The organism is Actinomadura sp. J1-007 (assembly GCF_009793335.1).
Lineage (GTDB): Bacteria > Actinomycetota > Actinomycetes > Streptosporangiales > Streptosporangiaceae > Spirillospora > Spirillospora yumaensis.
On sequence record NZ_WING01000001.1, the window covers coordinates 6,135,177 to 6,146,864 of the forward strand.

Annotated in this window: 12 protein-coding genes and 1 pseudogene; 2 read left to right on the top strand and 11 right to left on the bottom strand. The window is 71.8% G+C overall.

The genetic code is table 11. The features are described 5' to 3' along the window. Window positions 1-35 precede the first annotated feature (35 nt). The gene (locus GEV43_RS27845) at window positions 36-731 is read left to right on the top strand and encodes a histidine phosphatase family protein (RefSeq protein ID WP_160823233.1); all 696 of its coding nucleotides are present in this window, start codon (window positions 36-38) and stop codon (window positions 729-731) included. On the opposite strand, the gene GEV43_RS27850 is transcribed toward GEV43_RS27845, so the two are convergent. The 11 genes and pseudogenes from GEV43_RS27850 to GEV43_RS27895 all read right to left on the bottom strand — a co-directional run bounded on the left by GEV43_RS27850 (window position 720) and on the right by GEV43_RS27895 (window position 10,562). Next, window positions 720-1,589: a biotin-dependent carboxyltransferase family protein gene (locus GEV43_RS27850; RefSeq protein ID WP_160823234.1), complete on the bottom strand. Its 870-nt coding sequence runs from the start codon at window positions 1,587-1,589 to the stop codon at window positions 720-722. The two genes, GEV43_RS27845 and GEV43_RS27850, sit on opposite strands and share 12 nt — an antisense overlap. Then, the gene (gene pxpB, locus GEV43_RS27855; protein ID WP_160823235.1) at window positions 1,586-2,245 is read right to left on the bottom strand and encodes a 5-oxoprolinase subunit PxpB; all 660 of its coding nucleotides are present in this window, start codon (window positions 2,243-2,245) and stop codon (window positions 1,586-1,588) included. The genes GEV43_RS27850 and pxpB overlap by 4 nt, the downstream gene beginning before the upstream one ends. Further along, complete coding sequence (locus GEV43_RS27860) at window positions 2,242-2,994, bottom strand: LamB/YcsF family protein (RefSeq protein ID WP_160823236.1); 753 nt, start codon at window positions 2,992-2,994, stop codon at window positions 2,242-2,244. Before GEV43_RS27860 ends, pxpB begins: the two co-directional genes overlap by 4 nt. Before the next feature lie 87 nt (window positions 2,995-3,081). Continuing rightward, window positions 3,082-3,450, bottom strand: coding sequence for a hypothetical protein (locus GEV43_RS27865; RefSeq protein ID WP_160823237.1), 369 nt, complete (start codon window positions 3,448-3,450; stop codon window positions 3,082-3,084). Further along, the gene (locus GEV43_RS27870) at window positions 3,447-5,360 is read right to left on the bottom strand and encodes an SseB family protein (protein ID WP_160823238.1); all 1,914 of its coding nucleotides are present in this window, start codon (window positions 5,358-5,360) and stop codon (window positions 3,447-3,449) included. Before GEV43_RS27870 ends, GEV43_RS27865 begins: the two co-directional genes overlap by 4 nt. A gap of 61 nt (window positions 5,361-5,421) precedes the next feature. Continuing rightward, window positions 5,422-6,078 carry a hypothetical protein gene (locus GEV43_RS51195; RefSeq protein ID WP_309239869.1) on the bottom strand — a complete coding sequence of 219 codons (657 nt, stop codon included), beginning with the start codon at window positions 6,076-6,078 and terminating at the stop codon, window positions 5,422-5,424. Between the two features lie 521 nt (window positions 6,079-6,599). After that, a pseudogene (locus GEV43_RS56360) lies at window positions 6,600-6,908 on the bottom strand (SseB family protein); the annotation flags it as partial. A 93-nt stretch (window positions 6,909-7,001) separates the two neighbouring features. After that, complete coding sequence (locus GEV43_RS55210) at window positions 7,002-7,790, bottom strand: hypothetical protein (protein ID WP_309239870.1); 789 nt, start codon at window positions 7,788-7,790, stop codon at window positions 7,002-7,004. Window positions 7,791-8,764: 974 nt separating this feature from the next. Further along, complete coding sequence (locus tag GEV43_RS27885) at window positions 8,765-9,058, bottom strand: hypothetical protein (RefSeq protein WP_160823239.1); 294 nt, start codon at window positions 9,056-9,058, stop codon at window positions 8,765-8,767. A 144-nt stretch (window positions 9,059-9,202) separates the two neighbouring features. Beyond that, window positions 9,203-9,928 (bottom strand): cytochrome b/b6 domain-containing protein, encoded by a 726-nt coding sequence (locus tag GEV43_RS27890; RefSeq protein WP_160823240.1) that lies wholly within the window; start codon window positions 9,926-9,928, stop codon window positions 9,203-9,205. Then, window positions 9,915-10,562 carry a molybdopterin-dependent oxidoreductase gene (locus GEV43_RS27895; RefSeq protein WP_206681307.1) on the bottom strand — a complete coding sequence of 216 codons (648 nt, stop codon included), beginning with the start codon at window positions 10,560-10,562 and terminating at the stop codon, window positions 9,915-9,917. The genes GEV43_RS27890 and GEV43_RS27895 overlap by 14 nt, the downstream gene beginning before the upstream one ends. Window positions 10,563-10,790: 228 nt before the next feature. Here GEV43_RS27895 and GEV43_RS27900 point away from each other — a divergent pair, with 228 nt between their 5' ends. Further along, the gene (locus GEV43_RS27900) at window positions 10,791-11,372 is read left to right on the top strand and encodes an HhH-GPD-type base excision DNA repair protein (protein ID WP_160823242.1); all 582 of its coding nucleotides are present in this window, start codon (window positions 10,791-10,793) and stop codon (window positions 11,370-11,372) included. Window positions 11,373-11,688 lie beyond the last annotated feature (316 nt).

Genomic DNA, 11,688 nt, shown 5'->3' on the forward strand with positions numbered 1-11,688 from the left:
ACACGACGGAAAGGGGCAAGAGCTAGGGTGCGTCCGTGAGTTCCCAGGAGGAGCCGGTCGAATACCGGCAGACGCGTTACCAGCCGCCCCCCGGCGCGACCGAACTCCTGCTGATACGGCATGGCGCTTCCCAGGCCGCCCGCCCGGACGCGCCGTTCCCCTTGGTGAACGGCCAAGGCGACCCGGAACTGGCCCCTGAAGGGCACGAGCAAGCCGCACGCGTCGCCGAGCGCCTCGCGGAGGAGCGGATCGACGCCATCTACGTGACCAGCCTGCGCCGTACCGCCCAGACCGCCGCACCCTTGGCCGAACGGCTCGGGATCGTCCCTCAGGTGGAAGCGGACCTGCGCGAAGTGCACCTGGGCGAGTGGGAGGGCGGGCTCTTCCGGAAGATGGTGGCCGAGAACGGGCCCATAGCGCAGCGCCTCTGGGCCGAGGAGCGGTGGGACGTGATTCCCGGCGCGGAACGCGACGAGGCGTTCGCGGAACGAGTGCGTCTCGGCTTGGAACGGATCGCCGCCGCGCACCCGGACGCACGCATCGCGGTCTTCACCCACGGCGGGGTCATCGGGCAGGCGCTCGCGCTCACCACCGGATCGCGGCCGTTCGCGTTCCTCACCCCGGACAACGGATCGATCTCCCGTGTCGTGAGCCTCGGCGGGCACCGTTCCCTACGCGGATACAACGACGTCGCGCATCTCGACCGGGTGTCCTCCGAGTCACTCACCTGAGCCACGGCCGCAAAGGCGGAAGCGGATGTGCTGGCCCGGACGCAGTTGGGCGGCCGTCGGAACGTCCCTGGACGCGAGGACCGCGATGACCGGGTAACCCCCGGTGGTCGGGTGGTCTGCCAGGAAGACGATGGGAAGTCCGCTGGGCGGAACCTGTAGGGCTCCTGTGACCATGCCCTCGCTGCTCAGCTCCCCATCGCGCGCGCGGGGTAGCGGAGTGCCTTCGAGACGTACGCCCACGCGGTTGCTCTCGGAGGACACCGTGTACGGCTCGGACGTCAGGGCGGCGAGCGCTTTCGCCGTGAACCAGTCGTCCCGAGGCCCGGGCAGGATGCGAAGGACGGGGACGTCCGACGGCAGGGAAACGGGCGCGACATCCACGCGCAGGTCGTCCAGGCCGGTCGGCGGCCCGAGCGGGAGGCGGTCTCCGACGGAGAGCGGAGCCGGGCCGAGGCCCGACAAAAGGTCCGTGGAACGGCTGCCCAGTACGTCTTCCGTGGCGAGACCACCGCGGACGGCGAGATAGCTGCGGAGGCCCAGAGCCGGGGTGCCCAGTTCCAGGAGACTGTGGGCGGGCACGTGGAACGGCGCGTTCATGCCGCACGCGCGGCCGTCGACCTGGGCGGGGAGCGGCGCGCCGGTGAGGGTTATCCAGGCGTGCCGGTGGAAACGCAGCGCCGCGCCCCCGATGGTGAACTCGATGCCCGCAGCGCTCTCCGGATTGCCCACGAGGCGGTTGGCGAGGCGGAGCGAACGCGCGTCCGCAGCGCCCGAATGGGGCACCCCCAGGTGGGCGTGGCCCGGCCTCCCCAGATCCTGGATCGTCGCCAGCGGTCCGGGCCGGACGACCTCGATCAACGGCTCTCCTCGGGGCCGAAGCGGTCTCCGCCGGGAGTACGGCCGCTTTCCTCTGGAACGAACTTCACGCGTGTACCGGGCTGTAGCAAGGACGGGGGTTCGCGCCGCACGTCCCACAAGGCGAGGTCGCTGTGCCCGATGAGACGCCAGCCACCGGGCGACCGCGACGGGTAGACGGCTGCGTAGGGCCCCGCGATGGCGACGGAGCCCTTCGGTACGGCCGTGCGCGGGGAGTCACGGCGGGAAACGTGCAGCGCTGGGTCCAACCCCGTCAGATACGCGAAACCGGGTGAGAAACCGAGGTACGCCACGGTGTACGTGGCGGAGGCGTGGCGTTCGATCACGTGCGCGCGGGAGAGCCCGGTGAGTTCGGCGACCTCGTCCAGGTCCTCGCCGCCGTACGACACGGGGATCTCGACGGGAGGCGCCTCGTCGTCCGCCCGCTGAGGAAGCGGCAGGCTCGGCAGGCGGGCCGCCAGGCGGTCCAGGTCGCAGCGTGCGGGATCGGTGACCACCAGGACGGTGCGTTCGCCCGGAACCACATCGGTGACGCCCGCGACCCCGGCCGAACGGATCGCCGTGTGCAGCCGGTGGGCGGTCGCGAGGTCCCCGGTCTCCACGAGCAGGGCCGTGTCCCCGGCCCGGCGGATCCTCATGCGAACGGCTCCAGGGCGACCCCCGCCTCGGTCAGCGCGGTGCGTACCGCCTGGGCGAGCGCTACAGCGCCGGGCGTGTCCCCGTGCACGCAGATCGAACGTGCTCCCAGAGAGATTTCGCTCCCGTCGATGGCGATGACGGTTCCGTCCACGGCCATCCGTACGGCGCGCTCGGCGACGAGCGCCGGATCGTGCACCACCGCGTCGGGCTCCCGCCGTGACACGAGGGATCCGGCCGGCGTGTAGGCGCGGTCGGCGAAGCACTCGGCTACGACCGTCAAACCCTGCGCCTCAGTGTGGACGGCCGAGCCCGGGAGGCTGAGGAGCGGCAGCGTCGCGTCGTACACCCGCACCGCCTCCGCGACGGCGCGTGCCTGCACCGGGTCGCGGGCGACGCGGTGGTAGAGCGCCCCATGGGGCTTCACGTAGGCGACTCGTCCGCCTTCCGCGCGTGCGATGCCGTCCAGGGCGGCGAGCTGGTAGAGCACGTCGGCGGTCAGTTCCTCCTCGGCGACGTCCATCTCCCGCCGCCCGAACCCGGCGAGATCCCGGTAGGAGACCTGCGCGCCGATGACGACGCCGCGTTCCACCGCCCCCGCGCACGCGCGCCGCATGATGACCGGGTCACCCGCGTGGAACCCGCAGGCCACGTTCGCGCTGGTGACCACGTCGAGCAGCGCGAGGTCGTCGCCGAGGCGCCAGACGCCGAACCCCTCGCCGAGGTCCGCGTTGATGTCGATGACCGCCATGCCACACATCTACCATCGCGCCGGAGGCCGGACGACGCCGGGCTCAGGGCCGATCCTCTCCGACCACCTCGAAAAGGCGGAACGGCCTCAGAGGCTCTCCTCGCGAACGTCCTTGACCTCGTTTCTTGGGGCCCACGCCTGGTAGACACCCCTGTCGAACGGTTCGAGCCCCAGCCGTTCGGCCACGGGCGCCTTGCCGCCGCTGTATTCGACCCGAAGCCAGTCCTCGTGCTCCCCGAGCACCAGGAACGGCTCGCCGCGCCACAGGCACATGGTGCTGACGTAGGTCAGATGCTCCACTTCCCTGGCAGGCACCACGCGTACGTGCCGGTCGGCCGTGACGGGCGTGAATCCCTCGGCGGGCCCGGCGAGGTACAGCCGCACCCGCTCGCCGTCGGGGCTCGCCTCGTACTCGCGCCCGCGCCAGCCCGCGTAGAAACCGTGCCGGACCGTCATCCGCGTCCTCCCGCCCAGCGCCGCAGATCGCTGTCGTAGGTGGCGACCAGTGCCGCCGTCCCGGTCCGGTCCAGCCGGTACATCTCCGCGCCGTGCGGCAGCCGCTGGCTGTCGATCTTGAACTCGGGGACCGGCGGGCCGTCTCCGGGCGCGTACCCGGAGCCCGGGAACGGCGCCTTCTCGATCACCCAGCCGCCGGGGATGATCCCCATGCTCCACTCGTCGATCCCGCCCAGCGGCCTGCGGAACAGCGCGGGCTTCATCGCGGGCCACCGCACCACGTGGACGCTCTCGGCCTCCGTGGAGAACGGCGACCCCTCGTAGACGAGGCCGAGCCCGCGGATCAGGCGCGCGGGGGTGTTGAGCTCCCGTACGTCCTGGAACCGGTGCACGTATCCGGCGACGAGGTCGTAACCGCCGTCCAGATAGTGGGGCACGTGTTCGGGCCGCAGAACCTTCTGCATGACGACCACGCCCGCCCTAACGTCCGCTCCCATGCGAACGCCCTGCGGATCGCCGTTCTGTGGGGCCCGCGCCCTGGCGGCCTTCTGACCGGCTCCTCCGGGCATGGTCGCGGCATTGGGTTCACGACCGTCATGCGGCGCGTACGCGACGGGGCCCTGCGCGCCCGGCGGTGCGGGCGCAGAGGGGCCCGCCTGCCCGCCTGCGCCGGTGCCCGTTCCAGCGGCTCCGCCTTGGGTGGCCGTCCCGCGCGCGCCCGTGGAGCCGGGCCCTTGGGGGTGCGTGAGGGGGGATCCCTCCGCGGAGGGCACTCGCGCAGCGGGATAGGGCGCGGTCGGAGCAGTGCCGGTGCCGTTCGGTGGCCGAGTGTGCGTAACGGGTGCGTTGGCGCTGGGTTGTGCTGTGGGGACGCGTATATCCGGGACCGTGGCGTTCGCGGCAGGGTCGGCCGCCGCTGGCGCAGGAGGGGTAGGCGTCACGGGCGCGGCAGGGGCCGCGCCGGCGGCGTTAGGGCGCGCAGCGGACGGCCGGGGACTCACCGGGCGCACGCCGTTCCGGGCGACGCTGGAACCGGCCACGTGGACGTCGTCGGGCGTCGGCGGGATCGTGGGGTCCTTCTTCGCAGGCTCCTGCTTCGCGGACCCCTGGAGAACGGTCGCGTCGAGATAGGCGGCGCTGGCCAGGCCGGGATTGATGGCGAGTTGCCATTCGGGATTGGGCCAGTGGGCGGCGAGCTCGGACACGAACGCGGAACGGTGGTGGACGGCCTGGCCGCGCAGGGACCGGTTCATCGCGTCCAGAGAGGTGAACGCGAGCACGAACGTGCCGTCGCCGAACTGCGCCGTCGCGTACGCGTGGTCCGCGGCGGACGGATCGCCCGGCGCGGGCAGGAAGAGCATCGCGCGTGACACGAGGTCGAGATAGGTCTCTTGGTCCCCGCGCTCGCGCGCCGACGCGAGCACGGATTCCAGATCGGCGGACGACGGAGAATCGGGATCGTCCTCGGGAAGCGCCAGGGGAATGCCCAGACCGGGAAGCGTGAGCGGACCTCCGTCGGCACCGGTACGGCTCGCCTGGTAGACGAGCTCCAGCGGCGAACGGATCCCGTACACGTCGCGGAACGCGCCGACCATGCGGCCCGCGAGCATCCCGCATTCCTCCATCTCCTCGGCCGTGACCCGGCTCCGGTCACGCATCGTGAACCGGCACCACCAGTTCTGGCGCTCGTCCGGGCGCTCCCAGCCGAGGGCCGCCAGGCGGCGCTCCTGCCGGGCGGCGAGCGGGCGCGGGAGGAACGCGCTGCCGACCGCCTCGGCGTCGACCGCGCCCTCCGAGCGCATGGCCTGCGCGTACGGCAGACCGCCCGCCCCCTGCACGATGAGGAACGACCCGACCGGAAGCCGCGCGAGCTCAAGGGTCAGCCGTTTGGCGAAGTCGTTCCAGTCCAATCGGATCCAACTCTCAGGTCCGTGTCGGGCTTGCCGTACTCGACGGTAGCGGAACGCTGCGTCACTCGGCGCCGGGAGCGGGGACCGCGTCCGCGCGCACGGGGGCCCAGACACCGCCGATGGCGTCGTAGACCGCCACGGGCGTGGTCGTTTCGCTTTCTCCGGACCACTGCCACAGGCGGGTTCCGTGCGGTGGCCGGATCGGGACGCGTTCGGGCTCCCGGGGTGTGGGCGCCGTCAGGGGTTCCGCGGGAACCGTACCGGATCCGACCGCCGCTTCCAGGTCGGCCACCGTGTACGGGTCGATCGCCGTGTGGGCGGGGTCCGAGGAGGGCTGGACGCTCGGGTCGAGCGCACGCTGCGCCGGCTCGTGTCCGCCGGAACCCGCACCGGGCGCGGCGGGCGTCGCGAGGTCGCCCGTCGAGGGCTCGGCCCGCGCGTGCGCGGGGGGAGTCTCCGAGTGCACCGGACCCAGCGTGGGTCTGGCCGGGCCGGGCCCGAACGGGTCCTTGGGGTCGATGCCGGGAGTCGCGGCGCGCTGGTTGGCGTCGAGGCGGGCGATGGCGGCGGCGTCGAGATGGATTTCGCTGGGCAGCCCGGGATTGATGGCGAGTTGCCAGGAAGGATCGGGCCAGCCGGTGGAAAGCTGGGCGAACGTCGTCCTGCGGTAGGGCTGCCGACCGCCGTTGCGCCCGAGGGCCTCCGGCGAGGTGAACACGGTGGCGTACGTGCTCCCCCGATGGTGATTGTGGGGAGCGTGCCCGACGCGGCCTCGCCGGCCGGCAGAACGAGATCGGCGCTGAGCAGGAGCTCGAAGTAGGTGGTGTGGTCGCCGCGCTGCTTGGCGTCCGCGAGACGGGGTTCGAGGGTGTCGGGCCCTGCGGCGGAGACCTCTGGGGGAGTGGCCTCGGGTACGCCCGCGCGGACGGCCGGTCCGGCGGAAACCCTGCCCTCAGGGGCCGTACTCGCGAATCCGGTGGCCGCCGGAGCGGTACCCGCTGGTCCCGTACCGCTAGAGGCCATGCCTTCGAGCGCGGTGCCGTTCACGGGGCCGGGACGGCCCGCGTCCTCGGCCGACGAGGCGCGGCGCTTGGTGACGCGCGAGGGGTCGGCGGTGTCGATGCCGAAATCAAGCAGTTCGATGAGGCCCGTGCCATGCCGGTGGAACGACTCGTACACCAGGTCGGACGGGCGCCGCACGGCCTGGACGTCGCGCAGCGCGGTCACCATCACGTCGGCCAGGCGCGCGTAGTCGACGGACGTCGCGTACGAGGGCAGCTCGGTCCACCAGTTGCGCGGCGAGGGCTCGGCGGGCGGGCGCCAGCCCGCCTCGCTCATGACCTCCTCGTCCGCGAGGGTGAGCAGGAGCGGCCCGTCGAGGAAGTTGTTGCTGACCGCCTCGGCGTAGAGCCGGTCCGGCTCGCGCATGGCCTGGACGTAGTGGCGGCTCTCCTCGCGCTCGCGCACGATGAGGATGGTGTCCCGTTCGAGACCCGCCAGCTCCCGCCCCAGGCGCTGGGCGAACTCGGACCACTCCAACAAGATCACTCCCTACGACCGGGGCGACCCCCGGGCCCCCGCGAGACCGATGCCCGAGTTTCCGATGATTGTCGTCCCGGACGCCTCTGGCAAACCGGGAGTTCACTCGGGCGGGGGTTCGTGACGCAGTACACGGAGCGCCCGCCTGAGCTCCTGCGGGTCGTTCTCGCAGCGGTCGAGGACGTCGATGAGTTTGTGCAGGATCTCGTGTCGTTCGTAGCCGACGTCCAAGAGTGCCTGCGCGGTCTCCCAGAGTTGCGGTGGGTCGCCGTCCCAGAGGCGTACGGTCAGCCGTTCGTGCGCGTCCAAATGATCCTCGGGCGCGCCGGGATGCTCGAACTCCAGCATGATCCGCCGGTCGGAGGGATCAGCGGGATCGAGGGTCGACAGGTCGATGGAGCCGTGCCTCCCGGACAGGCGATGCGTTCCCGACAGGAACGGCAGCGCGAACGCGCGGCGGGGCAGCGCCTCCATGTCGCCGTCCGGCAGGAGCCGGTCGACGAGCTCCCGGTCGAGGCCGAAAGCGGACGGATCGCGATACGCCTCGGCGAACTTCGCGGTGGCGTCCCAGACGGCGTCGAGCGTCGCGCGGACGCCCGCCTCGGGAAGGCCGGTGCGCTTGCCCGCCCACCGCACCCACGCGGCGAGCACGTGCGGCACGGCCTCCTGCTCGGTAGGGGACAGCAGGACCTTGCGCGGCAGCCAGTCGAGCAGGAACATCTCGCATTTGATCGGGCTGACCCGCAGCGGACGGCCGAAATCGTGGGTGCAGCCGTAGTCGATGAGGCGGTCGACGCAGCGGGTCGCGGCGGACCGGTCAGACAGGTCCTCCGCCTCGTCGGACGCCAGGAACCGTGCGGCGATCGTCGCGCGGCGGTCCCGCCCGTACACGGGCGGCTGCGGCAGGCGCCCGCCCGGCGGGAGGATCCCGACGCGCGCGCGGACGAACGCGTGATACGAGCCGAAATTGTCGTTGACCGGGGGTCGTCCGCCGAGTCGGTCATCTCCAGGGCGCTCTGGAGGAGCGCCTTGGTGTCGCGGGGGTCGAGCTGCTCGAACCGCATCAGCGGGTTGTCGCGGCCCTCCCGGCGGCAGTGGTCGAGGAGCTTGTCGACCTGGGAGGAGACCCACGCGTCGCGGACCATGCCGCAGGCGGGCGTGCGCGCGGAGGGCTCGACCGTCCCGGCCTTGTTGCGGTCGACGAGGACGACCAGGGCGTGCCGTTCGGCCCCGCCGTAGGCGTAGGTGCAGACGATGGAGTCCTGGTCGCCGTAGACGTCGCGGGAGACGTAGCACTCCTCGGGGGCGACCATGCCGACGCGGTCGGCCCATCCCGGGCGCGCGACGCCGCGGTCCATCAGCTCCAGGGCGGCGCGCTCGGCCTTGGCCGCCTGCCGGGGCGTGCCCAGGTAGGCCATGCCGGTGAGCAGCGCGAGTCCCGCCGGGGTCGAGGCGCGCGTGGCGTGGTCGATCAGCGCCTCGCCGATGACCTCCTCGACGTCGCCGCCGGGCACGCGGTGGCCCCACCAGGAACCCAGGATCTCGCTGACGATCAGCTCCGCGTCCAAGGGGCTGCGAACGGCCAGCAGCTCACGCGCGTGCCGGAGCATCCCGTCGAAGATGGCGGAAACCTCGTCCGAGGGCGGCCGGTCCCGCGCCGGATCCCCGGAGGACTGGCGGCGGCTGCGGGGACTCACGCGCCTAGCTTCTCAGATCCCCGGGCCGCCGATGTCCAGGACATCGGCGGAGGCCGAACCGGGACGCCCGGAAGCCCGCGGGACGCGGCGGGCCACCGCGGACGCCCCAGCGCGCCCGTGAGCCGTCGCCGGCCTCGCCACCCGACCCGGGTCTCAGAAAGCCTCTCCTCAGCCGTCTACGCGGTCACCAGGGCCGTCCATGGCGCATCCAGGAGCCATGTCGTCCAGCCGCGCCGACAGCCGGCCCGACGGCGGCTCGGATTTGATCATGCCGACGAGATGCTCCCGCGCCATCCGCTCGACGAGCGCCGGGGTGGCGTCCAGCCCGAGATGGGTCGCGCACGCTTGGACGTCGGCGACGCAGCGTTCGACGGCGCTGTGGGTGAAAGCCGCGAACTCGGACGCGAGGCGCCGCGCGAGCAGCTCGCGGGTCTCGCTCCGGTAGTCGGCGAGTGCAGGCATCAGCGAACACCTCCGCGCCCGAGGGGTCCGGCGGACCTGGCCGAGCCGCCGGGGCAAGGCGGGCGTGCCCGGCGCGCGCGACCCGGTGGGAGCCGTGCCGTTCACTCTCGCCTCGATGTCATTCCAGCCGTTTTGCGGCGAGTGTCAAGACATTCCCGGGCCACGATTTGCAGGCTCGGTCCGCTCCTTGTCAGGCGCGCTGTCATCGCCCTGCTCACGGCCCGATTCAGGTGCCGCGCCCCGCGTGACGCGCGTCGTCTGCTGGGCCTCCCAGCCCGCGTGGTGGCGAGCCGCCCAGGTCCGGTCCACGCGCCCCGTCAGCATCCCCCTGAGCGCGTCGCGATCGCGCAGCGCCTCCCACAGGTGTCCGACCGTCACCACCACGATCGCGATGAACAGCCAGTCGTGCACGAACGTCGCGCCCGTCCGCCAGCGGTCCGGCCACAGCTCGGGGAAGGTGAGGACCTCTCCCGTCCCCAGCATCACCAGGATCGCGCCCGCGGTGAACGCCGCGTTCAACTTCTGGCCCCCGTTGAACTTCCCCACCGCGATGACGCCCCGGCCGTTGCGCACGGACCTCCTGTCGCGGCGGCGGAGCCACTCCCAGTCGAGCGGAGCGAACCGGTTCAGCCGCCGCACGTCGCCACGGAACGCACGCGACGCGAGCCCAAGGAGAACGGGCACGGGCAACGCGAACCCGCACCACACGTGGACCGTCTTGACGAGTTCGCGGCGGCCGACCACCGTCGACAGTGCCGGGAGGTACAGCATCGCGGCCGTCGCCAGGCACGCCAGCATCAGCAGCGCGGTCAGGTGGTGCACCCAGCGTTCCGCCCTGGTGAAGCGCGCCAGCAGATCAGGTCGGCGCATCGTCGCGTCCGTTCGAGCGGCCGACCCACGCGTCCACGTCGTAACCGCGCCGCTCCCAGTAGCCGGAGACGACCTTGTCGGTGACCTCGATTCCGCCCAGCCACTTGAGCGACTTGTAGCCGTACATCGGTGCCACATACAGGCGCACGGGGCCTCCGTGGTCGTGCGCGACGGGCCCGCCCTGCATCTCGGTGGCGACGAGCACGTCCCGCCGTTGCGCCTGCGCGAGCGTCAGGGACTCGGTGTACTCGCCGTCGAACGATCTGAACCGCACCGCCTGCGCACTCGGAGAAACACCGACGGCGTTCAGGAGATCGGGCAGGGCGACCCCCGCCCACCCCACGTCCGGCACGCGCCAGCCGGTCACGCACTGGAAATCCCGATTGATCCGCGTCTGCGGCAGCGCCGCCAGGTCGGCCATGCTGAACGCCCTGGGCCGTTCGACGAGACCGGCGACGGTGACGCGGTGCTCCGCCGCCTTGCGCTTCCGAACGCTGCCGACCACGGAGTAATAGCGGAAGCCTCCGGCGGCGGGCAGGACGTTGCCTATCTGGCCCACGGGTGCGAGCGCGCGGTTGACCTTCTGCTGGAGCGTCCCGCCCACGGCGATGCCCACCACGCCCAGGCCGAGCATCCCCAGCACGATGCGCCGCCCTACGGGACTGCCGTCCTCAACGGGAGGACTCGCCTCCGTGGGACGGTCTTCCGCCCGTTCCTCCTCGTTCACGCTTCCATTCGAGCACCGACGTCCCTGGCCCGCCATGGCCCGCGTCCAGCCGTAAGGGTTTCGACAGAACTCCCGACGCCTCGCCCCCTTCCGCCTCGCGCGGGCGCGCGGGCGGGCGCGCCCTAAAGTGGGGCCATGGCCACCAAGGTTCACCTCGCACAGCGCCCCGAGGCCGACGAACTGCTCGGGCGAAGCGCCCTAGCCGCGTTGGTGGGGATGCTGCTCGACCAGCAGATCCCGATGGAATGGGCCTTCTCGGGGCCGTACACGATCGTGCAGCGTCTCGGCGCCGACGACCTGGACGCGCACGAGATCGCGGCGTACGACCCCGAACGATTCGCCGCGGTGCTGTCCGAGAAGCCCGCCGTGCATCGCTACCCCGGTTCGATGGCCAAGCGCGTCCAGCAGCTCTGCCAGTACCTGGTCGAGAACTACGACGGCGACGCCGAGGGCGTCTGGCGGGACGTCGAGTCCGGCAAGGAGCTCTACAAGCGTCTCAACGCGCTGCCGGGCTTCGGCAAGCAGAAGGCGCAGATCTTCCTGGCGCTGCTCGGCAAGCAGTACGGCGTGCGCCCGGAGGGGTGGCGCGAGGCGGCCGGGGCGTACGGCGAGGAGGGCTCGCACCGTTCGGTCGCCGACATCACCGGCCCGGAGTCGCTGGCCAAGGTCCGCGCGTTCAAGCAGGAGATGAAGGCCGCCGCGAAGGCCAAGGCGTAGACGACCTGGGCTTTGCCGGGTTTTTGCCAAAGATGCGGCTGCGGAGCGTGAGAATTCCAAGCGTCCGGAACTCGCCGAGCAAGCCCGGTTCGCCTTCGGGAGCGTCCCGATCGTCGTACCATCTCCTACTTGCCGTCCGTGACGGTCGTCGCCGGGACCCCGGAGACGGTCCGGCGGAGGGCGTCCGAATCCGAGGTCGCCGCTGGGAGCCGTGTGACAAGGATGGCCATCAGGGCTTCCGTCCGCGGCGAACCATCGGGATGATGAATACCTGACTCCGACCGGTGTTGTGATGGAGGCGGGAGCGCTAGCCTGC